This is a genomic window from Bacillus sp. E214, from assembly GCF_008087365.1.
Lineage (GTDB): Bacteria > Bacillota > Bacilli > Bacillales > Pradoshiaceae > Pradoshia.
The window spans coordinates 392,493-417,510 of sequence record NZ_VENN01000001.1 but is presented as its reverse complement, the minus strand read 5'-3'; the positions used below and the strand labels follow the sequence as shown (position 1 = coordinate 417,510).

22 protein-coding genes are annotated in these 25,018 nt (G+C 39.2%); all 22 read right to left on the bottom strand.

The genetic code is table 11. From position 1 onward, the window contains the following. Positions 1-45 precede the first annotated feature (45 nt). On the bottom strand, positions 46-639 hold the full coding sequence (locus FHY47_RS02010) for a dipicolinate synthase subunit B (protein ID WP_139891556.1): 594 nt from the start codon (positions 637-639) through the stop codon (positions 46-48). Continuing rightward, complete coding sequence (gene dpaA, locus FHY47_RS02005; RefSeq protein WP_066100326.1) at positions 639-1,538, bottom strand: dipicolinic acid synthetase subunit A; 900 nt, start codon at positions 1,536-1,538, stop codon at positions 639-641. The genes FHY47_RS02010 and dpaA overlap by 1 nt, the downstream gene beginning before the upstream one ends. A 119-nt stretch (positions 1,539-1,657) precedes the next feature. After that, on the bottom strand, positions 1,658-1,915 hold the full coding sequence (locus FHY47_RS02000; RefSeq protein WP_139891221.1) for a YlmC/YmxH family sporulation protein: 258 nt from the start codon (positions 1,913-1,915) through the stop codon (positions 1,658-1,660). Between the two features lie 148 nt (positions 1,916-2,063). Next, positions 2,064-3,296 (bottom strand): M16 family metallopeptidase, encoded by a 1,233-nt coding sequence (locus tag FHY47_RS01995; protein ID WP_066100332.1) that lies wholly within the window; start codon positions 3,294-3,296, stop codon positions 2,064-2,066. 107 nt (positions 3,297-3,403) lie between these two features. Further along, positions 3,404-4,363 carry a polysaccharide deacetylase family protein gene (locus FHY47_RS01990; RefSeq protein ID WP_139891223.1) on the bottom strand — a complete coding sequence of 320 codons (960 nt, stop codon included), beginning with the start codon at positions 4,361-4,363 and terminating at the stop codon, positions 3,404-3,406. Between the two features lie 126 nt (positions 4,364-4,489). After that, a complete protein-coding gene (gene pnp / locus FHY47_RS01985; RefSeq protein WP_066100333.1) occupies positions 4,490-6,604 on the bottom strand; it encodes a polyribonucleotide nucleotidyltransferase in 2,115 nt (704 codons plus the stop codon). Between the two features lie 207 nt (positions 6,605-6,811). Next, positions 6,812-7,081 (bottom strand): 30S ribosomal protein S15, encoded by a 270-nt coding sequence (gene rpsO / locus FHY47_RS01980; protein WP_066100335.1) that lies wholly within the window; start codon positions 7,079-7,081, stop codon positions 6,812-6,814. 128 nt (positions 7,082-7,209) lie between these two features. Further along, positions 7,210-8,154, bottom strand: coding sequence for a bifunctional riboflavin kinase/FAD synthetase (gene ribF / locus FHY47_RS01975; protein ID WP_066100336.1), 945 nt, complete (start codon positions 8,152-8,154; stop codon positions 7,210-7,212). Positions 8,155-8,193: 39 nt separating this feature from the next. Continuing rightward, entirely contained in the window at positions 8,194-9,120 is a 927-nt protein-coding gene (truB, locus tag FHY47_RS01970; protein WP_066102266.1) for a tRNA pseudouridine(55) synthase TruB, read from the bottom strand. A gap of 66 nt (positions 9,121-9,186) precedes the next feature. Continuing rightward, complete coding sequence (gene rbfA / locus FHY47_RS01965; RefSeq protein ID WP_066102267.1) at positions 9,187-9,546, bottom strand: 30S ribosome-binding factor RbfA; 360 nt, start codon at positions 9,544-9,546, stop codon at positions 9,187-9,189. Positions 9,547-9,560: 14 nt separating this feature from the next. Next, entirely contained in the window at positions 9,561-9,839 is a 279-nt protein-coding gene (locus FHY47_RS01960) for a DUF503 domain-containing protein (protein ID WP_066100337.1), read from the bottom strand. Then, positions 9,836-12,139 carry a translation initiation factor IF-2 gene (infB, locus tag FHY47_RS01955; RefSeq protein WP_066100338.1) on the bottom strand — a complete coding sequence of 768 codons (2,304 nt, stop codon included), beginning with the start codon at positions 12,137-12,139 and terminating at the stop codon, positions 9,836-9,838. The genes FHY47_RS01960 and infB overlap by 4 nt, the downstream gene beginning before the upstream one ends. 19 nt (positions 12,140-12,158) lie before the next feature. After that, the gene (locus FHY47_RS01950) at positions 12,159-12,461 is read right to left on the bottom strand and encodes a YlxQ family RNA-binding protein (protein WP_139891224.1); all 303 of its coding nucleotides are present in this window, start codon (positions 12,459-12,461) and stop codon (positions 12,159-12,161) included. Continuing rightward, positions 12,458-12,784, bottom strand: coding sequence for an RNase P modulator RnpM (rnpM, locus tag FHY47_RS01945; protein WP_316245980.1), 327 nt, complete (start codon positions 12,782-12,784; stop codon positions 12,458-12,460). The genes FHY47_RS01950 and rnpM overlap by 4 nt, the downstream gene beginning before the upstream one ends. Further along, positions 12,765-13,901, bottom strand: coding sequence for a transcription termination factor NusA (gene nusA, locus FHY47_RS01940; RefSeq protein ID WP_066100344.1), 1,137 nt, complete (start codon positions 13,899-13,901; stop codon positions 12,765-12,767). Before nusA ends, rnpM begins: the two co-directional genes overlap by 20 nt. Before the next feature lie 32 nt (positions 13,902-13,933). After that, on the bottom strand, positions 13,934-14,407 hold the full coding sequence (gene rimP / locus FHY47_RS01935; protein WP_066100348.1) for a ribosome maturation factor RimP: 474 nt from the start codon (positions 14,405-14,407) through the stop codon (positions 13,934-13,936). Positions 14,408-14,561: 154 nt separating this feature from the next. Next, the gene (locus tag FHY47_RS01930; protein WP_066102272.1) at positions 14,562-18,881 is read right to left on the bottom strand and encodes a PolC-type DNA polymerase III; all 4,320 of its coding nucleotides are present in this window, start codon (positions 18,879-18,881) and stop codon (positions 14,562-14,564) included. A gap of 250 nt (positions 18,882-19,131) precedes the next feature. Further along, a complete protein-coding gene (locus tag FHY47_RS01925) occupies positions 19,132-20,832 on the bottom strand; it encodes a proline--tRNA ligase (RefSeq protein WP_148629581.1) in 1,701 nt (566 codons plus the stop codon). An 83-nt stretch (positions 20,833-20,915) separates the two neighbouring features. Next, complete coding sequence (gene rseP, locus FHY47_RS01920; RefSeq protein WP_140461282.1) at positions 20,916-22,175, bottom strand: RIP metalloprotease RseP; 1,260 nt, start codon at positions 22,173-22,175, stop codon at positions 20,916-20,918. 17 nt (positions 22,176-22,192) lie between these two features. Continuing rightward, positions 22,193-23,335 carry a 1-deoxy-D-xylulose-5-phosphate reductoisomerase gene (dxr, locus tag FHY47_RS01915; RefSeq protein WP_148629580.1) on the bottom strand — a complete coding sequence of 381 codons (1,143 nt, stop codon included), beginning with the start codon at positions 23,333-23,335 and terminating at the stop codon, positions 22,193-22,195. A gap of 36 nt (positions 23,336-23,371) precedes the next feature. Then, positions 23,372-24,163 carry a phosphatidate cytidylyltransferase gene (locus FHY47_RS01910; protein ID WP_139891228.1) on the bottom strand — a complete coding sequence of 264 codons (792 nt, stop codon included), beginning with the start codon at positions 24,161-24,163 and terminating at the stop codon, positions 23,372-23,374. Positions 24,164-24,185: 22 nt separating this feature from the next. Beyond that, the gene (locus FHY47_RS01905) at positions 24,186-24,959 is read right to left on the bottom strand and encodes an undecaprenyl pyrophosphate synthase (protein ID WP_139891229.1); all 774 of its coding nucleotides are present in this window, start codon (positions 24,957-24,959) and stop codon (positions 24,186-24,188) included. Positions 24,960-25,018: the final 59 nt, after the last annotated feature.

The following is a 25,018-nucleotide window of genomic DNA, read 5'->3' as shown; positions in this document are numbered from 1 at the left end:
TCTATAAAATATATCATAAGATATCTTTTTTTTAAATCATGCACTTTAATCTCTGTATTTTTCGATGATAATAGGCTGGATTTGTTTTGCCTCAAGAGCATATTCCACCGTTTCCACGAGACTTTCCATTCGGGCAACCATAGAATTTGGTTTTTTTTCAGGATCATCCTGGCCAAATGGAATGAAGTATATGTCCTTAGTGCTTAAGAGTCTCATTAAATTCACACCATTTAAACCTAGGGCATCATTTGTCGATATACCGAGAACAACTGGGCGATGATTCCGAAGTGTAGCTTTTGCAGCCATTAAAACGGGTGAATCATTTTGTGCATTTGCAAATTTACTCATCGAAACACCTGTCAGGGGTGCAATCACCATACAATCCAACGGATATTTGGGACCTAAAGGCTCCGCATCGACGATGGTATCAATCGCTTTTCTGTTTGTCAGTTTTTCTATTCTTGCTATCCAATCCTCTCCCTTGCCAAATCTTGTGTCGGTATTTTTAACAGTATAACTGACAACAGGGACAACCTCGGCTCCTGCATGTACTAGCTTTTCAATTTGTGGATATACTTCATCATACGTACAGTGCGATCCTGTCAATCCAAACCCTATTCTCATCCCCTTAACATCCATCATGGTGTCTCCCTTCCATTTCCTAAATCATCCAACAATAACTGTCCCAGCACATTTGCAATAATTTGACCGGCTGTCTTTGGGGCCACTATACCGGGTAACCCTGGTGCTAATATGGCTTTAACTCCACGTTTTTCTGCATATCTAAAATCTGTTCCGCCCGGTTTCGAAGCCAAATCAATAATCAACGTTCGGGACGGCATCCTTGAAATAATTCCTGCGGTAATGATTTTGTGAGGAATCGTATTAATACAAATATCCACATTTTCAACCACAGATTCCAACGCAGATAAATGGAAGGGAGTTAACCCCATTTCCTCTATTCTGGCTATATGTTCTGATTTACGGGCACCAACTTGAACTTTGGCCCCGAGTCCATGGAAAGCACGTGCCACACTCATTCCCACTCTTCCTAATCCAAGAACAATCACATTTGATCCGTGTATCGTAAAATCTGTATGCTGAATGGCCATCATAATGGTACCTTCTACTGTGGGAATAGAATTATAAATAGCTACATCATCTCGTTCAAATAATTGAACTAGTTTACGGTTTGCCTGTTTCGTTATATTTATTAAATAATCATTGCTTATACCGGAATAGATTGTACAATGTTCCGGTGTCTCCTTTAAAAAAGCTTCTGTCAGGATGACTTGCATATTTGAAAAAATGGTATCCAGCTTACCTTCCATATTTGTGCCAGCAACAGGCAAAATAATCGCATCCAGCTCTTTTACCGGCAAATCTTCCAGTTTTTCCTTTACTGCTCCCGTGTATGCATGTGCTAACTGTTCAAAACCTGTTAAATATACCTTTGCGTCCAACTCGGTTAATTTTCGAATCACTTCAAGCTGCCTGGCATCTCCACCAAGAACGGCAATATTCATTCCTGTGAGCATGGAAGATTTTCACCTTCTTTATTTTTTAAAGATCAATTCATACAACCCATAGTATGAAATACAGGAACCAGACGTGATAAAAACGAGGTAAACAAAAAAAAAACGCCCTTCGGCGTTTTTTAAGTTTCCTTTATTGAATTTCCATCAGGAATATCAATGATGACCATATCCGTACCAATCTTTTTTATTTGACTCCATGGCACACGGACCTCATCACCATTCTTTCTAAAACCAAACCATTTTCCAGATGGGATTAAAAGGGCGGTTATTTGTCCGGTTAACTCATCGATCTCAAGGTCAGTTTGACCAAGGACGCCCAATCGTTCTGCTTTTTTTACATCCACAATTTCTTTGCCACTTAATTCGCTCAGCTTCATTTTAGGACACTCCTATCACATTCTGCTTAATCTCACTATATGAATGAGTGACATCCTTTTAGAAGAAAAAGTTGTTCCAAACACGCAAAAAAACAAGCCGGCGCAAAATCCAATGGATGTTCACGCCAGCTTGCCAGAGATTTATTTTTTAATCTAAGTTCCACTCATCTTGCGGACCCAATAAAGCTGCTGCATAGGAGTCTGTAAAAATATCTTCTATACACTGATTTACGCTGTTAAGCGAAACAGCATCGATTAATTCAACTATGTCATCAAGAGTTCGATGTCTACCCAATAACAGCTCATTTTTACCGTTACGGCTCATTCGGCTGTTTGTGCTTTCTAAGCTTAGCATCAAACTTCCTTTCAGCTGCTCTTTACAGTTATCAAGCTCTTTGGCAGTAATGCCGTCATTACGCAATTCAGTAAGAGTTTCCTGTATTGTATCATAAAGCTGATGAACTTGATTTGCCCCTGTTCCACCATAAATAACCACCATACCATTATCCTGATAGGAGGTATGATAGGAATAGACACTGTAAGCAAGCCCTTTTTCTTCTCGCACATTTTGGAATAAACGGCTGCTCATAGATCCTCCAAGTACATTGTTCAGAGTGATTAAGCTATAAATATTTTCATTGCCTATATCATAACCGTTATACCCAAGACATAAATGGGCTTGTTCGGTATCTTTTTTTCTGACAATCTTATTGGTATGGAAAGTTGGTTTTTCCAATTCAGGACGTGCTGTACCGCCTTCATAGCTTCCAAATAAACCTTCAACCTGCTTGATAAAACTCTCATCCACATTTCCTGCAATCGAGATTACCACTTTATCAGGTGTATAGTGATTATAGACATATTGTTTCAATGTCTCTGAATTAATGGTATCAAGAATTTTATCTGTACCTAAAATAGGGTAACCAAGCGGGTGTTTTTCGTAAACAGCCTGGCTTAAAATATCATGAACAATATCATCAGGTGTGTCTTCATACATCTTAATCTCTTCGCAAACTACATTTTTTTCTTTTTTCAATTCCTCTTCAGCAAATGTAGAATTAAAGAACATATCACCAAGAACATCCAGCGCATAAGGTGCATGATCGTCCAATACTTTGGCATAGTAGCACGTATATTCTTTTGAGGTGAAAGCATTTACCTGACCGCCAATCCGATCAAATGATTCGGCTATTTCTTTGGCAGATCTTGTTGTTGTTCCTTTAAAAAACATATGCTCCAAGAAATGCGAAATTCCATTATTTAAGGAATCTTCATTTCGGGAACCGGTTTTAATCCAAATACCAATCGCCACTGAACGAACAGTAGGGATTGTTTCCAATACGATACGGACCCCATTTTGACAAGTATATTTTTTTATCAACAAATGTTCCTCCTATTCATGATGCCCCTCTTTATTACCATACCCAATATGTATACATTTTTATAGCATAGAGAAACTTTCCCGCCAAAATAAAGGCAGGAAAGTCTTCAGGGACTTATACGTTCTTCTTTGAATGCCTCACTGACAGGTACAATTTTATATTCCTTCTCAATGTTCTTGATTAATATATCCATTGATTTTGATGTTGATTCTGTTGGGTGCATAAGAATAAGCGCACCTTTATGTATGTGGTCAAGGACCCTTTTTGTTAAGACTTCCGGTGTGGGTTTTTTCCAATCTACTGTATCAACTGTCCATAATATGGTTTCCATTCCAAGACTTGCTGCAACCTTAACTGTACGATCATTAAAACTTCCGCTCGGAGGTCCAAATAGCTTAGGAGTATATCCTGTTACCTCCTGGATGACCCGGTTTGTTTCGCTGATTTCTTTCTCGGCAGCCGCAGCTGATAATTGTTGCATATTTGGATGAGTATATGAATGATTCCCTAATTCATGACCGGCTGCTGCTATCCGCTTGGCTAGATCCGGATTATTCTTTACCCAGCGTCCTTCCAATACAAATGTAGCATGAATCTTATGTCTCTTTAAAGTGTCCAGCATTCCTTCAATATACTCATTACCCCAGGCTACATTAATAATAAAGGATACAACGGGTTTATTTGGATTCGCACGGTATATTGGCGATGGTGACAAGTCTTGTAAATGAACATTAGGGCTGTTTTCTTTGAAAATGAGTTGAGCTTCCTGAAATTTACCCTTAGTTTTCATCTTTTTATAAGATTTCTCAATGTTGACCTGAATGCCATTGTATCCGGGTGTTTTCTTCCACACCTTATCTATAACAGCGTCTACAGGCTCTTGATTATATGTTTTAGCTGCTTGTTCAATTTGTTGGTACAGTTCATCATTTGTATTTGTAACATAAGCGACAGTTCCATTTGGAATACCTTTTACATATTGGTCCATAAATGAGCTTTGCACCAACACCCATGATATAACGCAAATGGTACAAAATGCAAGAAATTGCAACAATTTTTTATCCATCTCTTCTCCTCCTCACACAAAATGTATGAGCAGGTAGGACGGGTTAGAACCGCAAGAATCCATAATTAGATATGAACATGATTAAAAGACTAGGAAACCAATGTCTCCTAGCCGACCAAGTCATGTTTATTTCTGTTCTGCTTTTTCTTTTTGTTCTTTTAGAACTGCTTTACGAGAAAGGTTGACTCTTCCTTGTCTGTCTATTTCAGTTACCTTAACAAGGATCTCATCACCAATTTTTACTACATCCTCGACTTTTCCTACACGTTCTTCTGCCAGTTCAGAAATGTGGACAAGACCATCTTTACCTTTGAAGATTTCAACGAAGCATCCAAATTTCTCAATACGTTTAACCGTACCAAGATAAATTTGGCCAACTTCAACTTCGCGTACCAAATCTTCAATAATCGTTTTAGCCTTTTCATTCATTTCCTGATCAGTGGATGCGATGTAGATTGTACCATCCTGCTCGATATCAATTTTTACACCGGTTTCTTCAATAATTTTATTGATTTGTTTTCCGCTTGGTCCAATAACGTCTCTGATTTTGTCAGGTTTAATAGCCATCGTTAAAATCTTAGGCGCATATTGAGAAAGATTTTTTCTTGGCTGCTCTAATGTGCTTGTAAGGTGATTCAGAATATGATTCCGGCCCTTTTGAGCTTGCATTAATGCTTCCTCTAAGATTTCACGAGTCAGACCTGCAATTTTTATGTCCATTTGAAGTGCAGTTACACCTTTTGCTGTACCTGCTACTTTAAAGTCCATATCTCCCAAGTGGTCTTCCATTCCTTGAATATCGGAAAGAACTGTATAATGTTCTCCCTTTTTAATAAGACCCATTGCAATTCCTGCTACCGGCGCTTTAATTGGAACACCCGCATCCATTAATGCCAATGTGCTTGCACAAATACTTGCCTGAGACGTAGAGCCATTAGATTCAAGTACTTCTGACACAAGACGAATAGTATATGGAAAATCATTTTCATTTGGAATAACCGGCTCAAGCGCTCTCTCACCTAATGCACCATGTCCGATTTCACGTCTGCCTGGTCCTCTGATAGGTCCAGTTTCACCAACGCTGAAATGCGGGAAATTATAATGATGCATGAAACGTTTAGACTCTTCAAGGCCAAGCCCGTCCAATATCTGAACATCTCCTAATGCACCCAGTGTAGCAATAGAAAGGGCTTGAGTTTGTCCACGAGTAAATAATCCGGAACCATGAGTACGAGGCAATAAGCCAACTTCAGAGGATAATGGACGAATTTCTTCAGGACTTCTTCCATCAGGGCGGATTTTCTCTTCCGTAATTAAACGGCGAACTTCATCCTTCACCAATTTACTCAAGATTTCATTTACTTGCTTAAGCTTTTCTTCATCAGCTTCTTTTTCTTCAAAGACAGCAACAACTTTTTCTCTTACTGCTTTGATTGCATCTTCACGAGCATGTTTTTCTTGAACTTGCACAGCAGTGTTCATTTCTTCTAAACACATACCTTTAACTTCCTCGATTAATTCTGCATCTAGCTCATAAAGAGTTATTTCACGTTTTTCTTTACCAACTGCAGCCACAATCTCATTTTGGAATGCAATCAGTTTCTTGATTTCATCATGTCCAAACATGATAGCTTCCAGCATGGTTTCTTCCGGCACTTCCTGTGCTCCTGCTTCAACCATGTTAATAGCATCCATTGTTCCTGCAACAGTTAAATGAATATCACTGTTTTCAAGTTGTTCGATCGTTGGGTTAATGACAAACTTTCCATCAACGCGACCTACAATAACACCGGCAATTGGGCCTTCAAACGGGATATCAGAAACACAAAGTGCCAATGAGGATCCGAACATAGCTGCCATTTCAGTTGGGCAGTTTTGATCTACACTAAGAACCATACTGACTACTTGTACATCATTACGGAACCCATCTGCGAACAGCGGGCGAATTGGACGGTCGATTAGACGACTTGTAAGTACCGCTTTTTCACTTGGTCTACCCTCACGTTTAATGAACCCTCCAGGGATTTTACCTACTGCGTATAATTTTTCTTCATAGCTTACAGTTAATGGGAAGAAATCTAAATTCTTCGGTTCCTTTGAAGCTACAGCTGTACTTAATACGGCTGAATCGCCATAGCGAATCAAAGCAGCACCATTAGCTTGCTTTGCTAATTGGCCGATTTCAACCGTTAATGGACGTCCTGCCCAATCTAAAGAAAATGTGCGTTTTGTTTGCTCCATTTCTTCATTGCTCCTCTCTACTTACAATAATCTTACAAAATTTATCCTGTTTCTCATCATTTTGACAAGATCTGTTGGATTTCAATCAAATTAATATTAGTATACTCCATAGTTGTCGAGTTAAAAAGCGACATTACCCTTTAACTTTCCTCTTTCTCCTCTATGTATAACAAAAAAGCGGGAAAAATCCCGCTTTTTCTGAGTAGTTTATCGACGTAAACCAAGCTTGTTGATTAATTCGCGATAACGAGTAACGTCTTTATTACGCAGGTAAGTAAGTAAGTTACGACGTTTACCTACCATTTTCAAAAGACCGCGACGTGAGTGGTGATCTTTCTTGTGAGTGCGTAAGTGTTCGTTAAGTGTGTTGATTTGTTCAGTAAGGACAGCGATCTGAACTTCTGGAGAACCAGTGTCGCTCTCATGAGTTTTGTACTCATTAATGATCTCATTTTTACGCTCTTGCGTTAATGCCATCCTAATTCACCTCCTAAAATTTTCAAAATCCCCTATTCCTGAGCGAACGTTGGTGATGCGCTTAGCCAAGGAAAGGTTCTTTTCATACGATATTAAGAATACTACTTCTCGGTTAAAAAAGCAAGTACTTAATTCACTCCAAAATATTCTATTGCGAATTGTTTATCTTTTTCAAGCTGAGTAACCAATTGTTCCACAGAGCTGAATTTCTGTTCACTCCGTATGCGTTTATGCCACTCTACCACAACTCTCTCTTGATAGATATCAGCCTCAAAATCTAATAGATGTACTTCTATAGTGGGAATCTCTTCTTTTTCCGTATGAAAAGTAGGTTTATAGCCTACATTACATATACCATTATACCAATTACCGCGTACTTTCATACGTACGCAATAAACTCCGGTACCAGGAAGATAATAATCGGGGTCCACTTCTATATTGGCAGTAGGAAACCCTAATAGCCTCCCGCGTTTCTCTCCATCTACAATACATCCTTTAACAGTGAAATACCTGCTTAATAATTGATTAATTGTTTCAGTATGGCCGTTAATTAATTCCTCTCGAATACGAGTTGAACTGATTTTTTCCTCTCCAATATCTTGCTTTGACACGGTTGTTACATCAAACATACCCTTTGCATGGTGCGGAAGAGTTTCCATAGTTCCTCTTCCGTATTGTCCATATGAATAATCAAAGCCGGCAACCACATGCTGAATATGCAATGAAATCAAATAATCATCCACAAATTTTTGTGGTGAAAGACTTGAAAAATCAGGTGTGAATTGGACAATAAAAAGATAATCCAACCCTATGTTCTTCATTAATTCAATTTTATCCTGCAATGGTGTTAAAAGCCTCACGTGCTTTATATGTTTATTCAAAATGACAGATGGGTGAGGATCAAATGTCATCACCGCTGTTGCCAGCCCTTTTTCTTCACCAATTTGTTTTACCGTTTCAATAACCTTTTGATGGCCAATATGAACGCCATCAAAATAACCAAGAGCTACTGCTATTGGCGGAAAGTCCCCCCGCTTATAGTCATGGGGATGTGTAATATTGATTATTTTCATCTCTATTCCCCTCTAATTTCAATCTCCATCCATATCATACTATATAAATGGAATAACTTTAACCGGTTTACACAATCCTTTTTTCTCTGGATGATGCTGATAAATTGCCATTAGTTCTTCTTGTTCATTAAAAATAGCAAAAGGACTCTCCGTATTTTCAGCAGATAGGTTGTCAGAGGTCAGTACAGCACCATTACGGACTTTTTCTGCAATTTCACTGGAAACCTTAATAATCGGCAGATTGGGAACACCTTCTTCTATAGGCTTCAGTACATCGCTTACAGTGCCCTTCTCCGCATGTAAAGCCAGCTGTTCAAGTGTAATTGCCTCCTCAAGGGTGAAAGCCGCTGAGCGTGACCTGATGAGCTTAGACATATGGGCTGGATAACCTAATTGGTCACCTATCATGCAGGAGAGCGTTCTGATATACGTTCCTTTCCCACATGAGACACGAAAAGAAAACGAAATGGATTCACCTTCAAATAGTTCTCTATCGTCCAAAAGTTCAATTTCATAAATATTCACCTTACGCGAGGGTATGTCTACCTTTTCTCCCTTTAATGCGTACTCATACAAGCGCTTTCCATTTACTTTAACAGCTGAGTAGATTGGAGGTGTTTGAACAATCGTTCCTGTGAGCGAGTTCAAAATCTCGATAATCTTAGTACGTTTTATCGGCTTCTCAATTACCTTCTTATCCACCATGTCGCCCGAAGCATCTTCTGTGGTTGTGGACCAGCCAATAGTCACTTCACCTATGTATTCTTTACCAGCATCCGTTATGTACTCCGCAACTCTGGTTGCTTTTCCAAGACATATAGGCAGTACACCTGTGACATCCGGATCCAACGTTCCTGTATGTCCGACTTTTTTCATCCTCAGTATTTTTCTGACTTTCATAATACAGTCATGAGAAGTAAATCCTGCCGGTTTATTGAGAATCAGGATTCCATTTAACTCTTCCATCACTATCACCCTGTTCTCCTAATTTTTTATATAAAAAGGGGATAGACATAACGTCTATCCTAGTCCTTATTCATTGGGTTCTTTATTTTCCTGATGAATTTGATGCAATAGATTTTCAATTCTGTTTCCATAGTCAATCGACTCATCAAATTCAAAAATAATTTCCGGAGTTTTTCGTAATCGAATACGCTGGCCCAGCTCAGAACGAATAAATCCAGTAGCTTTAGCAAGACCTTTAAGTGTATCTTCTCTTTTTTCGGCATCACCGAGAACCGATATATAGACTTTGGCTTGCTGAAGGTCTCCAGAAACTTCAACATCTGTGACAGTCACAAATCCAACTCGTGGATCTTTGATTTTTCTGCCAAGTATATCACTGAGTTCTTTTTTCATTTGCTCTCCCACACGGGTAGCTCTAAGGCTCATATTTTTCACCTCTTTTAAAGCCATTCTATATTTGTCGCAATACTCTCCAATTCAGGAAAAGAATCGAGGTAGGATAATGCTTTTTGCAATTCCCTTTCAGAACTGGTTCTGGACGACGAGACAACCACGATTGCGATAACCGTGCGTTGCCACATGTCCTGATAGTCAACCTCTGCGACAGAAACATTAAATTTTTGTTTTAATCGCGTCATAACGCGCTGCAGAACCGCTCTTTTTTCCTTTAAGGATTGAGCATTAGGAATCAAACATTCACATTCTGCCGCAGCAATCATGCTCTTTTAATTTCTTCCATTACATATGCTTCGATAACATCGCCTTCTTTAATATCATTAAAGTTTTTGATCGTTATTCCGCATTCGTAGCCTTGAGCTACTTCTTTCACGTCATCTTTGAAGCGTTTAAGTGTATCCAGTTCACCTTCAAAGATTACGATGCCTTCACGGATTAGACGGATTCCACTGTTACGTGTAATCTTACCATCTGTTACATAGCTTCCTGCAATTGTTCCTACTTTGGAAATTTTGATGGTTTGACGAACTTCAGCCTGACCGATTACTTTCTCCTCATACTCAGGATCAAGCATCCCTTTCATCGCTGCTTCGATTTCTTCGATTGCTTTATAGATAATTCTGTGCAGACGTACATCTACTTTTTCAGCTTCAGCAGCACGCTTAGCATTAACATCCGGACGCACGTTGAAACCAATTACAATTGCATTAGAGGCAGTCGCTAAAATAATATCGGATTCAGTAATTGCACCAACACCCGCATGAATAATTTTAACTTTTACGCCTTCAACCTCAATTTTTTGCAAGGAAGCAGCTACCGCTTCAACAGAACCTTGAACATCACCTTTTACAATGATATTAATTTCTTTTACTTCCCCTTGTTTTAATTGATCAAACAAGTTTTCAAGTGTTACACGGGAGCTTTCATTACGTGAAGCTAAGATATGTCTTTGAGCACGAGCTTCCCCAACCTGGCGTGCTGTTTTTTCATCTTCAAATACAACGAAGCGATCGCCTGCCTGAGGCACCTCGTTTAATCCGGTAATTTCAATCGGAGTGGATGGACCCGCTTCTTTAACACGGCGGCCTAAATCATTTACCATCGCACGTACTTTACCAAAAGTATCTCCAACAACAATTGGATCTCCTATACGCAGTGTTCCATTTTGAACAAGTAAAGTAGCGACAGATCCACGTCCTTTATCCAATTCCGCTTCAATAACCGTACCAATGGCTTTACGTTTAGGATTTGCCTTATATTCATTTACTTCACTTACAAGTAAAATCATTTCAAGCAATGTCTCGATACCTTCACCTTTTTTCGCAGACATTGGTACAAAAATAGTATCCCCGCCCCACTCTTCTGGTACCAGGCCATTTTCAACCAATTCCTGTTTTACGCGATCAGGATTAGCTCCTTCTTTATCCATCTTGTTAACTGCCACAATAATTGGAACCTCTGCTGCTTTAGCATGGTTAATCGCTTCAACTGTTTGTGGCATTACTCCATCGTCAGCAGCTACAACGATAATTGTAATATCCGTTACTTGAGCACCACGCGCACGCATTGTAGTGAAGGCAGCATGTCCCGGTGTATCAAGGAACGTGATTTTCTTACCATCTACCTCAACTTGATAAGCACCGATATGCTGCGTAATTCCGCCTGCTTCGCCTTCAGTAACTTTTGTATTTCTGATTGCATCCAGCAATGTTGTTTTACCATGGTCAACGTGACCCATAATCGTAACTACTGCCGGTCTTTCCACTGTATTTTCATCTGGATTTTCATCATCCGCAATGACAGCTTCAAGATCTGTTACATCAATTTTAATGATTTCTTCTACTTCTACGCCATAATCAGCACAAATAAGTTCAATTGCATCTTTATCTAATTCTGCATTAATCGTTGCCATGACTCCAAGCATAAATAGTTTTTTAATAATTTCACTTGGTTCACGATAAATCTTTTTACTTAACTCCTGCACAGACAGAGATTCGGTGAATGTGATTTTCTCCGGTAATTCTCTTTCTTTTCTAGGTGTTGGTTGATAAGTTGACTTACTTTGATGACGTTGGTTATTTTTTTTATTTCGATTATTTCTGAAGTTACCTCTTTTTTGATTATCTTGCACGCTTTTTTTCCCTTCATTACCCTTAGATGCCGGTTTATTCTTTGTATTTTGATTAGTTCCCTGGTTATTCCTAGTTGCTGTTACACCAGGATTAGGTCTTGCGGAACTTTGAGATTGCCTTGAAGCTTGCTGGCCACCTCTTTGCTGGTTACTATTTGTTTGCTGTTTTTGTTGTTGCCCGTTTATATTTCCTCGGTTTTGGTTCTGGTTCTGATTTTGACTAGTTCTAGTTTGGTTAGTATTTTGAGGTTTCTCGGTATTTATCTTTTCCGATTTAGGATTAAACAGTTTTTCTAATTTTTCTACTGCCTGATCCTCTAGAGCCGTCATATGATTATTGACGTCAATCCCCATATCTTTAAGTTTATTAATTACCACTTTACTAGAAACATTGTTCTTCTTCGCATATTCATATACACGTACTTTACCCATTCCTTCACCCCCGAATTAGTTAATCGAGCAAGGAGATTAATTTCTTTGCAAATCCATCATCAAGTACAGCGACTACCACTCTTGAATCCTTGCCTATTGCTTGACCAAGCACGGTTCGGTTTTCAACTCGGCATATCGGTACTTTGTAAAAATGACATTTGTCGGTGATTTTCTTTTCCGTATTTAAAGAAGCATCTTTTGATAATAAAACTATTTTCGCTCGACGAGAGCGTATTTCTTTTATAACCAATTCTTCCCCGGAAATAACTTTTCTCGCTCGATATGCGAGTCCCAAAAGGGACATCCATTGTTTTTGCATCATGGTCGTGATTTGTTCTCCTTAGCAGCCAGCTTTAAAAGTTCTTCGTATATAGAAGGATCTACATCTGCCTCCAGATGATTAGATAGGCTATTCTTCTTTTTGGCAGCGTTAATGGCTTCCTCAGATAGGCTCAAATAGGCCCCGCGGCCTGATTTCTTGCCGGTCGGATCTATTGAAACCTCTCCTTCCTTGGAGCGAACAATCCGGATCATTTCTTTTTTTGGTTTCATTTCACCGGTGCCGATACATTTTCTCAGCGGTACTTTCTTTCGGTTGTTCACCATTTTCACCTCACCAATAGGATCATTCTTCTGTTTCATCATCGAGTCCGAAAGTAAAGCCTTTAAATTCGAGCTCGTCTTCATCACTTTCTTCAGTCAGGCGATTAACAGGATAGATTCCCGCTTCACGCGCATCTGTTTCACTCTTAATATCTATCTTCCACCCAGTAAGCTTTGCAGCAAGGCGAGCATTTTGCCCACGTTTACCAATTGCCAGGGAAAGCTGATAGTCAGGTACAATAACTGTTGTTGCCTTCTCTTCTTCATTCACAATGACTTCAAGTACTTTTGAAGGACTTAAAGCATTAGCTACGAAAACAACAGGGTCATCTGACCATTTTACGATATCAATTTTTTCGCCTTTTAGTTCGTTTACAATCGCTTGAACACGTTGGCCTTTAGGACCTACACAAGCACCTACCGGATCCACCTCATGATTATCAGTATGAACTGATATTTTTGAGCGGTCTCCTGCTTCACGGGCAACAGATTTAATTTCAACTGTGCCGTCAAAAATCTCAGGCACCTCAAGTTCAAATAATCTCTTTAAAAGGCCCGGATGTGTACGTGAAACGAAAATTTGCGGCCCTTTTGAAGTTTTTTCTACTTTTGTTAGAAATACTTTATAACGTTCATGCGGTTGATAGGATTCATTCGGCATCTGCTCATTGGCTGGAAGCAATGCTTCTGTTTTACCGAGAGCTACATATATATATTTAGAATCACGGCGTTGGACAATTCCAGTCATAATGTCTTCTTCACGGTCAATAAATTCATTGTATACAATGCCTCTTTCAGCTTCACGTACACGTTGAGTTACAACTTGCTTAGCTGTTTGAGCTGCGATACGACCAAAGTTTTTTGGTGTAACTTCAAGCTCCAGAACATCTTCTACTTCATAGTTTGGATTGATGCTTTTTGCTTCTTCCAAAGAGATCTCAAGGCGGGAATCAAAAACTTCATCAACAATTTCTTTACGAGCAAATACACGCATGGATCCATTCACCAAATTAAAATCCACACGGACATTTTGAGCCTGATTAAAATTTCTCTTATAGGCTGATACAAGAGCGGCTTCAATCGCCTCTACGAGCACATCCCTTGAAATTCCTTTTTCCTTTTCTAAAATGGTCAGTGCATCGAGTAATTCATTACTCATTTTACTAATCCCCTCCTTACAATCTTAAACCCTTATGAAAAACTAATCGCTAATCTTGCCTTGGCAATCTTATCATAAGGAATAGTTATTTCCTTTTTACGTGTTTTAATTTTAATTTCGATTATAACGGTGTCACCATCAAAATCTTTTAAGATACCTTCAAACTCTTTTTCATTATCAATCGGTTCATATGTTTTAATATGTACATTTTTACCGACTGCCTTCATAAAATCGCTATCTTTTTTTAATGGGCGTTCAGCACCTGGAGAAGAAACCTCCAGGAAATAGTTATTGGAAATTGGATCTTTTTCATCGAGCTTCTCGCTCAACCTTTCAGAAACAATACCGCATTCTTCAATGTCCACACCGTTTTCCTTATCGATATACACTCTAAGGAACCAGTTTCTGCCCTCTTTTACATACTCTACTTCAACGAGCTCGAGGTTTAATTCTTCGAGGATCGGGGCAGCCATTTCCTCGACAATCTCAGTGACTTTCTTGCTCATGCTTTCACTCCTTTACGTCTATGTAAACGACTGAATATCATCCTAATACAAACGAAAGAGTGGGTTTCCCCACTCTTTAGCACATACGTATCAGCAGTAATTCTTACTTGAATATAACATAAAGAGTTGGTTTTTGCAAATTAGCGATTCTGTATCAGAATAAAGAAAGTTGGTTTTGATCAGGCATATCGCCCAAGCAACCGTGATTATCCAAGTATTCTAATATAGTTTTGGAAACTTTGCCTCTTTGCTGCAAATCTTCTTTAGATAAAAATTCGCCGTTTTCTCTAGCTTTCACAATATTGAAAGCCGCATTCGTTCCAAGTCCTGGGATTGAATTGAACGGTGGAATTAAAGTATTTCCGTCAATAATAAATTCATTTGCACTGGATCGATATAAATCAACTTTTTGGAAGCTATATCCTCGCTCACACATTTCAAGTGCTATTTCAAGAACAGTCATCAAGTTTTTCTCTTTAGTAGAGGCTTCGAGACCTTTTTGATTGATTTCATCAATGCGGGAACGAATCATTTCTGATCCTTTCACCATCGCATCAAGGTCAAAATCATCTGCACGAACCGTGAAATAAGCTGCGTAGTACAGGAGTGCATGGTGCACTTTAAAATAAGCAATTCGGACAGCCATTAATACATATGCTGCCGCATGGGCTTTCGGGAACATATATTTAATCTTTTTACATGAGCCAATATACCATCCTGGTACATTGTTCTTCAGCATTTCTTCTTCCATTTCCTCAGAGAGCCCTTTCCCCTTACGGACAGACTCCATAATTTTGAAGGCAAGTGATGGATCAAGACCCTGATAAATTAAATACACCATAATATCATCACGACAGCCAATTACCTGGCTTAGATTACAAATATTATCCTGAATCAATTCCTGTGCATTGCCCAGCCACACATCTGTACCGTGTGAGAGCCCGGATATTTGAACAAGCTCTGCAAAAGTGGTTGGCTTAGTATCCTCAAGCATTTGCCTTACAAAACGAGTACCAAATTCGGGTACACCCAGTGTACCTGTTTTGCAATTGATTTGTTCTGCAGTAACACCAAGTACTTCCGGTGTACTGAAAATCTTCATGACTTCAGGATCGTCTGTAGGAATCGTTTTTGGATCTATTCCGCTTAAATCCTGTAGCATCCGGATTACAGTTGGATCATCATGACCCAGAATATCAAGCTTCAAAATATTATCATGGATGGAATGGAAGTCGAAGTGAGTCGTTTTCCATTCAGAGTCACTCGCATCAGCCGGGAACTGGATAGGCGAGAAATCATAAATATCCATATAATCAGGAACTACAATAATTCCGCCCGGATGCTGCCCGGTTGTACGCTTAACACCTGTACATCCACTTACTAAACGATCTGTTTCTGCTGAACGGAAATGAAGATTATTTTCCTGGGCATATCCTCTAACATATCCATATGCCGTTTTTTCAGCTACCGTACCAATCGTTCCTGCTCGATATACATAATCTTCACCAAACAGGACTTTTGTGTAATTATGAGCCTGCGGCTGATATTCACCCGAGAAGTTTAAGTCAATATCTGGAACTTTGTCCCCCTTGAAGCCAAGGAATGTTTCAAACGGAATATCATGTCCATCTTTCACATAGCTTACAGCGCAGTCCGGACAATCCTTATCTGGGAGGTCAAAACCTGACCCGACCGATCCATCATTAAAGAATTCAGACTTCTTGCACTTCGGACATACATAATGGGGAGGCAATGGATTCACTTCCGTTATTTCAGTCATCGTTGCCACAAAGGATGAACCTACGGAACCACGGGATCCAACCAAGTATCCATCATCAAGTGATTTCTTAACCAGCTTATGCGAAATTAAGTAAATAACCGCAAATCCATGACCAATGATACTCTTCAATTCTTTTTCAAGACGAGCTTCCACGATCTCCGGCAAATTTTCACCGTAGATCATCCGTGCTCTTGTATAGCTCATTTCCCGAATATCCTCTTCAGCACCCTCGATTTTCGGTGTATATAAATCATCTTTAATCGGTTTGATTTCATCAATTAAATCGGCAATTTTATTGGTGTTTGTTACAACAATTTCTTTTGCTTTTTCTTGCCCAAGGAACGAGAAGCAATTCATCATCTCATCTGTTGTACGGAAATGTACATCAGGCAAGCTGTGGCGATTTAGAGGGTTTGCTCCCCCTTGTGAATTGATTAATATTTTTCGATAGATTTTATCATTTGGATTCAGGTAATGAACATTGCCTGTCGCCACAACTGGTTTGTTTAATTTCTCTCCCAGCTTTACAATATTGGCGATTATAGATTCAAGAGCCTTATCGCTTTGAACCAGTTCCATTTCGATAAGAGGAGCGTAAACTTCTTTTGGATGCACCTCAAGATAATCATAGAATTCAGCGACATCCTCTGCCTCTTCAAATGATTTTTGCATCATATTTTCAAATACTTCGCCGCGATCACAGCCGGATCCAACCAAAATCCCTTCTCGATATTGCATAAGGACGGATCTTGGAATCCTTGGGACACGGTAAAAATAATCAATATGAGCAATGGAAACAAGCTTAAATAAATTCTTTAAACCTTCCTGTGTTTGCGCGAGTAATGTGCAATGATACGGACGCGCTCTCTGGAATGCCTTTCCTTTTCCCATATTGTCATTTAATTGATTATGATTCGTAATGCCTTTTTCATTGGCATCCTTTAACATTTTCATTAACAAATGACCGGTTGTTTCAGCATCATAAATCGCACGGTGATGCTGAACAAGCTCAACATCAAATTTTTTCGCCAAATTATTCAGGCGGTGATTTTTCAAATCCGGATAGAGGAAACGAGCCAGCTCCAATGTATCTATGACCGGGTTGGTGGCTTTACCAAACCCAAGCTTTTTATAACCCATATTCAAGAAGCCCATATCAAAGCTCGCGTTATGCGCAACAAAAATTGCATCCTCAGACCAATCCCTGAACTTCGTCAAAACTTCATCGACTTCAGGAGCATTCTCTACAAGGTCATCGGTAATCCCTGTTAAATTAATGGTTGTAGATGATAATTTATGATGTGGATTGGCAAAAGACTCAAAGCGATCAATAATCTCACCATTTTTCATCTTAACTGCCGCAAGCTCGATAATGGTGTCATATATGGCAGAAAGTCCTGTTGTTTCCACGTCAAATACAACATATGTGCTTTCTTCCAAATTTAAATCTGCCGTATTGTAAGCAATCGGCACGCCATCATCCACTAAATTTACTTCTACGCCATATAAGATTTTAATATTATTTTTCTTTCCGGCAGCGTAAGCCTCAGGGAATGACTGTGCGACCGCATGATCTGTTATAGCAATCGCTTTATGTCCCCACTTAGCTGCCTGGGACACTAGTGTAGAGACAGGTGTAACAGCGTCCATTTGGCTCATTGGTGTATGCAAATGTAATTCAACACGCTTTTCATCTTCGGGTGCTGTATCCTTACGATTTTTACCTGCTATTTCATTAATATCATTTGCAATCATTACTAAGTCACGGACGAATGTATCATTTTGTACACTTCCTTGTACACGTACCCACATACCTTTTTTCACACGTGCCAATTGGCTTGCGTCTTCTCTGTCGCGTGAGAACATTTTAACAAGAATGCTATTTGTATAATCCGTAATTTTAAAGGTTAATAAGGTGCGTCCGCTCTTTAACTCTCTTGTTTCAGCATCGAAGACATACCCTTCAACGGCAATTCGACGTTCTTCTTCAACTATCTCATCAAGTGTCTTAAAATCAGCATCCGGCTTGATTTTGTACCCGATAACCAATGGGCCTTCAGGTACTCCGCCATCATCCTTAGCCTCTGCGGCCTTCTTCATATCCTGAACTGCCTGCAGAGCTTTTTCTTCATCTTCTATTTGCTTTTGCTTTTTGAATGTCTCCATTGCCTCACTGTATGCATCTTTATCTACAATGGCATCGAGCTGCAATGGCGGAAAACCAAAACGCTGATAAACTTCTGAAATTAAGCCGGTATATTTCCGTTTAAGCTGGCCGGCCTCTGCATCGTTACGAGCAGTTACAATCAGCTTATTCCCTTCAACCTTTGGAGCTTGTCCATGCAATAATTCCAGAATTGCCGGAGAAATTCCATCGATTTCGCTAATACAGTTTTTCCAATAATCCGTAATCAATTCATTCGTGATGAGTGGATTCCTAACCTCAACCGAATACCCGACAGTGGCTATTGGAGAAAAGACCTGCATTAATTGTGTCGTAAATCTGGTCCAAATACTGCAAGGAATTATATGTTCAAATCTGAAAAAGAAATGCCATTTGCGGGCAACTTTTTCAATGATTACTTTATCGATTTCCGCATTAGAAAAATGCACAACAACCGCATCTTCCGTCAGCTGAAGTTGCTGGAGCAACGTTCTGAATTTATCTTGTTTAATACGAGAATTCTCTTCCATTTCTATCTCTCCCAAACGTCATTCTCCTTTTCCGTCTTGTAATTATAACACAACTCTTTTTTATTCAAATCCCTTCTTGCAAAGATTAATGCTTTTATCAATTCAGAAAACACCTTTAGCCATACTTATTAAAGACCGGTGTTGGGAGTAAAAAGCATTATCCAAACCTTAAAACAACTTATCAAAAAAAATCGGCACGTAAAAAACAAGCTCTCCCCATTGCAAAAGGGAGAGCTTGTACTTTAATATTTTACAGGATTTCGTTTAATCGACCAGCAAGATCAGTAACAGGCACTTCAAAACTTTCGCCTGTTCGTCTCACTTTAACTTCTACGATTCCTTCGGCAGCTTTTTTACCAACTGTGACTCGAACAGGTAGTCCAATTAAATCAGAATCAGCAAATTTAACACCGGCACGTTCATTTCGGTCATCCATTAATACATCATATCCAGCTTGCATAAGCTCGTCATATAATTTCTCACCTAGATTCCGTTGATTTTCATCCTTCATATTAACCGGAATAAGATGCACTTGATATGGAGCTATATTAGCAGGCCACATTAAACCTTTTTCATCATTAAATTGCTCAGCAATCGCCGCAACGGTTCTGGATACTCCAATTCCATAGCAACCCATAATCATCGGCTGACTGCGACCATTTTCATCCAAGTACGTACCGTTCATTGCTTCACTGTATCGTGTCCCTAACTTAAATACATGACCCACTTCTATTCCTTTAGCAAACTGAATGGTTCCTTTTCCATCTGGAGAAGCATCACCAGCCTGTATAAAACGAAGATCTTCATATTTCACATTAGTAAAATCACGCTCAGGATTTACATTAATGTAATGTACCCCTTCTTCATTAGCTCCACAAACCGCATTTTCCAAAACTTCAACAGCGAAATCAGCAATAATTGTCACGCGGTTTAGGTCCACTCCAATTGGTCCAATAGAACCAACGCTGCAATTCAGTATATCCTGTGTCTCCTCCGGACTTGCAGGTTCAACGATTGTAGCATTAAAGATATTTTTTAGTTTAATATCATTTAATTCATGATCTCCTCTGATCAATACAAGCACAAACTGATCGTCCACTTTCCAAAGAAGTGATTTAATACACTTATCATTAGTTGTATTTAAATATCTTGATACTTCTTCGATTGTTTTTTGATCAGGTGTTGATACTTTAGTCAGTTCTTTAAGCTCTTCACCTGTTTTTACAGCCGTGTTAACAACAGGTGCCATTTCAATATTAGCTGCAAAGTCAGATGTATCCGAATAAGCGATTGTGTCCTCACCTATTTCAGAAAGCACCATAAATTCATGTGTATCTTTTCCGCCCATAGCTCCCGAATCTGCTATAACCGCTCTGAAATCAAGACCACAACGGCTGAAAATATTGGAATAGGCTGTAAAGATACGATCATACACTTCATCCAGGCTTTCCTGGCTGGAATGGAAAGAATACGCATCCTTCATAATAAATTCACGGCCGCGAAGCAAGCCGAAACGAGGACGCTTTTCATCGCGGAATTTTGTTTGAATTTGATAAAGAGTTAGAGGTAAACGTTTGTATGATTTCACCTCATCACGAAGTAAGCTTGTAATGACTTCTTCATGGGTTGGTCCCATTGCAAATTCACGATTATGGCGGTCATGCATTCTCATTAACTCAGGACCATAGGAATACCATCTGCCGGATTCCTGCCATAGCTCTGCCTGCTGCAGTGTCGGCATTAGTAATTCTACCGCTCCTGCGCGCTCCATCTCTTCTCGAATAATTTTTTCAACATTTTGGATTACTTTTAAACCAAGTGGAAGATAACTATATATTCCACTTGCATTTTGGCGCATAAATCCGGCACGAAGCAATAATTGATGACTTTTTACTTCAGCGTCTGATGGCACCTCTCTTAATGTTGGAATCATCGTCATACTTTGTCTCATATCTATTCACCTTTCTATCCTAATCACTTTACTTTATGTATAGCAGGAGCTTAACACGTGTTTAGCCCCCGCTACTGACTATTTTAAAAGAAAAATCGCTGTATATCATTCCAGGTGACGACGATCATTAATAGCATCAATAAGGCAAATCCAATAAAATGGAACATACCTTCCTTTTGCTTATCAACCGGTTTCCCTCTAATTGCTTCAATTGCAAAGAATAACAGCCTTCCTCCATCCAACGCGGGCAACGGCAAGAGATTCATAATCCCAAGGTTAATACTTAAGACCCCTGCCCATTTTATCAAGTAAAAAATACCTGATTTTGCCACCTCTTCTGTGGAAACATATATACCCACAGGACCTGATAATGCATCTATGGAGAATCCTCCTGTGATTAAATCACCAAGTACAATGAAAATTTGTTTAGTCCATAAATACGTTTCCGTAAATCCATAACCGATCGCTTTGATAAAGGATTTTTCCGTCGGAGCATAGACCCCTATGATTCCCCGTTTGCCGGCTGAATCATCCACTAATTTAGGTGTGACATTTATCTCCTTATTTTGGCCATCACGTTCAACCTCAAAAGTCAGTTCATTATTGGCATTCTTTTGAATAGTTGATTGAATATCACTCCATGAATCAACTTTTTCGCCATTAATGGAGTGTACGATGTCTCCTGCCTTAAGTCCAGAGCTAATAGCAGGTCCATCTTCTGTCAGTTTGCCAAGTTTCGGCTCATCGACCACAACACCTTGGGCAATCCCAATAATCATGAATAACACAGCTGCTAAAACAAAATTCATCATCGGTCCGGCAAAGATTGCCATCGCTCTTTGCGGTAATGTTTTTGAATTAAACTGGCGGTCATATGGTGCTATTTGAAGCTCAAGGCCATCTTCTACCATTACCGCTTTTGGATGAACCTTAAAGGTTTGGATAGCTTCATCATTTCCATCTTCATATCCACGAATGATTAACTGATGATCCAGATCTGCTTGTTCCACCTCAATAATTCTTGCTTCAGGATATTTATCCTTGTTAGTGACAATGATTTTGTTAATTTCCTGATTTTCGTTAAACAGTACCCCAATTCGGTAGCCTGGTTTCAACTCAACTGTTTCTGCGTCTTCACCAGCCATCCGTACAAAGCCTCCAAGCGGAAGTAAACGAATGGTATAGACAGTTTCATTCTTTTTTATTGTAAAGATTTTCGGCCCAAAACCGATGGCAAACTCTCGACAGAGTATACCAGCTCTTTTTGCAAAGATTAAGTGGCCTAATTCATGAAAAAACACTAATCCTCCAAAAATAAGTATAAACGCTAATATTGTTTCCACTTAATCGACCATCCCTTTTAATATAGTGACTCGATATACCTTCTTGTCTCCTGATCGACTTCCTGAATAGTCTCGAGTTCAGGTTTTTTGATTAGCTGATGACGCTCCATAGCTTTTTCCACCAGTGCCTCAATTTCCAAGAATGGAATCTTGCCCTGTAAGAACAATTCGACCGCCACCTCATTGGCAGCATTTAAAACAGTCGGCATTGATCCGCCAATTCTTCCGGCATTATAAGCGTATTGTAAACATGGATAGCGGTCAAAGTCCATCTTTTTAAAATGTAAAGTTGCCGCTTCTGCTAAATTAAGTCTCTTTGAAGAGATAAGCGGTAACCGATCCGGATATGAAAGAGCATATTGGATAGGCACACGCATATCTGGGGTCCCCAGCTGCGCCATCACACTTGAATCGTGAAATTCCACCATAGAATGGATAATGCTTTCCTGGTGCAATAGGACATCAATCTGTTCATATGGCAAATTAAACAGCCAATGGGCTTCAATCACTTCAAGTCCCTTATTCATCATTGTGGCAGAATCTATTGTTATTTTTGCGCCCATAGACCAATTTGGATGATTGAGTGCATCTTTAACTGTAACATTCTTTAACTCATCTCTTGTTCGGTCTCTGAAGCTTCCTCCAGATGCTGTGATAATCAAGCGTTCAATATTTTTAGCCTTTTCACCCTGTAATGCCTGGAATATAGCAGAATGCTCACTGTCAACCGGCAGTATAGGCGTTTGAAACCTCTTGGCAGCCTCCATAACTAAATGTCCGGCTGTCACCAATGTTTCCTTATTAGCAAGGGCAATTTGTTTACCAGCTTCCATCGCCTGCATGGTAGGAATTAGACCAATGCTTCCCATTACGGCATTCACTACAATATCTCCGTTTACATAAGTAGCTGCCTCTATTAAGCCTTCATGTCCGTATACAATTTTCCTGCCCGGATATTCCGTCTTCAGTCTTTCCGCATCTTCTTTTAGCTGTACACAAATCAGTTCGGGCTGGAATTCCTGAATGATTTCCCGAATTCCGTCCACATTTCTTCCGCCTGAAACAGCTGTTAATTTAAATTCCTCTGGATGATTGCGTACAATATCTATCGTTTGCATACCGATAGACCCTGTAGCCCCTAATAAATTGATCCTTTTCAAACTAAAGCTCCTCCCCCAGCAATTGTATAGTTACGTTTAAAAAATGAAGAAGTGCAATATGGGAAGAATAAAAATCAAACTATCAAATCTGTCCAAAATTCCTCCATGTCCCGGTAAGATATTACCGGAATCCTTAACACCATAATGCCTTTTATATGCAGATTGTACAAGATCACCTAACTGCCCAAAAATCGAAATTAATAATGCCATTATAATCAGCTTACTTATATTGTAGTCCAAATTAGAGAAAAAATAGAACAGAATTGCAACAACTAATGCACTTCCAACTCCACCAAGAAATCCTTCTACTGTTTTATTTGGGCTAATTTCCGGCCAAAGCTTTCGTTTTCCTAAAGATCGCCCTACAAAATAGGCACCTGAATCAGTAACCCAAATCGTAATTAATACAAAAAGTATCGTTAAGAGGCCATTCTCAACATCTCTTGTCCCAAAAAAGTAATAAAAAGCTACACCTATGTATAGAGAAGACAACAATAGAAAAGCCGCATCATCAAACGTAAAAGCATTTTTAGAAATTACCGTAATCACTAATAACAAAAATGCAATGATAATAACTATATCCATTTTATCGTATTGAATCATATCAAAGAAACTACTGTAACGATCAGGTATCAATAAAACCCATACTAATAAAAACGATAGTAACGATGATATCGTCATTAGCGGCATTTTCTTCATCTTAAGTAGTTCATATAATCCAATTGTCGCCATCGCATAGATTAAAATAAGAAACGGAATATTTCCATAAATTAATATCGGTAAAAATAATGCAATTGCGACTATCGCAGTAATGATTCTTTGTTTCATCCTAAAACCCCTGCCTTCCTCATTATACGCCGCCGTATCTTCTCGATCTGCCCTGGAATTCTTCAATTGCATTGAGCAATTCATGGTCATTGAAGTCCGGCCACAATACATCTGTAAAATAAAACTCCGTATAGGCTAATTGCCATAACATAAAGTTGCTCAGTCGAATTTCGCCGCTCGTTCTGATTAATAAATCCGGATCCATCAGCTGATTGGTCATCAAATACTCAGAGAATCGTTCTTCTGTCAAATCGCTTTCTTCCAAACGACCATCTTTCATATCAGCTGCGGCTTTTTTTACACCTTCGAGGATTTCTGCACGGCTTCCATAATTAAGAGCGAAATTTAAAATTAGACCATCATTATCTTTAGTTTGATCTAATGCTGTAGTGACTGCATTGACAGTATGCAAAGGCAGTCTCTTTTGATCACCCATAATTTGAACCCTAACGTTTTCTTTCATTAATTCCGGCAAAAACGTTCCTAGAAATTCTTCGGGTAATTTTAACAAATAATCCACTTCATCTTTTGGACGTTTCCAATTCTCAGTTGAAAAGGCATAAACCGTTAAAACCTTAACTCCCAATTCATTAGCTAATTTAGTCGTTTTACGCACGACCTTCATACCCTCATGATGTCCAGCTACTCTTGGCAGTGCTCTTTTTCTTGCCCACCGGCCATTCCCATCCATAATAATGGCAATATGGTCTGGTATTTTATTTTGTTTTACCTTTTCTATTCTTTCTGGTATAGAATACTGTTTCCCTTTTTTCTTAACTATCTTCCATCCAAACATGTTATTTCCTCCAAAAGGAATTAATCTTCCCTGCTTATGTATATTTGATCATCTAGCCT

What these genes read in the sequence shown, in the direction of transcription:
- FHY47_RS02010 (WP_139891556.1), bottom strand. Translation starts at nt 639, where the DNA reads ATGGATGTTAAGGGGATGAGAATAGGGTTTGGATTGACAGGATCGCAC.
- dpaA (WP_066100326.1), bottom strand. Translation starts at nt 1,538, where the DNA reads ATGCTCACAGGAATGAATATTGCCGTTCTTGGTGGAGATGCCAGGCAG.
- FHY47_RS02000 (WP_139891221.1), bottom strand. Translation starts at nt 1,915, where the DNA reads ATGAAGCTGAGCGAATTAAGTGGCAAAGAAATTGTGGATGTAAAAAAA.
- FHY47_RS01990 (WP_139891223.1), bottom strand. Translation starts at nt 4,363, where the DNA reads ATGGATAAAAAATTGTTGCAATTTCTTGCATTTTGTACCATTTGCGTT.
- pnp (WP_066100333.1), bottom strand. Translation starts at nt 6,604, where the DNA reads ATGGAGCAAACAAAACGCACATTTTCTTTAGATTGGGCAGGACGTCCA.
- rpsO (WP_066100335.1), bottom strand. Translation starts at nt 7,081, where the DNA reads ATGGCATTAACGCAAGAGCGTAAAAATGAGATCATTAATGAGTACAAA.
- ribF (WP_066100336.1), bottom strand. Translation starts at nt 8,154, where the DNA reads ATGAAAATAATCAATATTACACATCCCCATGACTATAAGCGGGGGGAC.
- truB (WP_066102266.1), bottom strand. Translation starts at nt 9,120, where the DNA reads ATGGAAGAGTTAAATGGAATCCTGATTCTCAATAAACCGGCAGGATTT.
- rbfA (WP_066102267.1), bottom strand. Translation starts at nt 9,546, where the DNA reads ATGAGCCTTAGAGCTACCCGTGTGGGAGAGCAAATGAAAAAAGAACTC.
- FHY47_RS01960 (WP_066100337.1), bottom strand. Translation starts at nt 9,839, where the DNA reads ATGATTGCTGCGGCAGAATGTGAATGTTTGATTCCTAATGCTCAATCC.
- infB (WP_066100338.1), bottom strand. Translation starts at nt 12,139, where the DNA reads ATGGGTAAAGTACGTGTATATGAATATGCGAAGAAGAACAATGTTTCT.
- FHY47_RS01950 (WP_139891224.1), bottom strand. Translation starts at nt 12,461, where the DNA reads ATGATGCAAAAACAATGGATGTCCCTTTTGGGACTCGCATATCGAGCG.
- rnpM (WP_316245980.1), bottom strand. Translation starts at nt 12,784, where the DNA reads ATGATGAAACAGAAGAATGATCCTATTGGTGAGGTGAAAATGGTGAAC.
- nusA (WP_066100344.1), bottom strand. Translation starts at nt 13,901, where the DNA reads ATGAGTAATGAATTACTCGATGCACTGACCATTTTAGAAAAGGAAAAA.
- rimP (WP_066100348.1), bottom strand. Translation starts at nt 14,407, where the DNA reads ATGAGCAAGAAAGTCACTGAGATTGTCGAGGAAATGGCTGCCCCGATC.
- FHY47_RS01930 (WP_066102272.1), bottom strand. Translation starts at nt 18,881, where the DNA reads ATGGAAGAGAATTCTCGTATTAAACAAGATAAATTCAGAACGTTGCTC.
- FHY47_RS01925 (WP_148629581.1), bottom strand. Translation starts at nt 20,832, where the DNA reads ATGAGACAAAGTATGACGATGATTCCAACATTAAGAGAGGTGCCATCA.
- FHY47_RS01910 (WP_139891228.1), bottom strand. Translation starts at nt 24,163, where the DNA reads ATGAAACAAAGAATCATTACTGCGATAGTCGCAATTGCATTATTTTTA.
- FHY47_RS01905 (WP_139891229.1), bottom strand. Translation starts at nt 24,959, where the DNA reads ATGTTTGGATGGAAGATAGTTAAGAAAAAAGGGAAACAGTATTCTATA.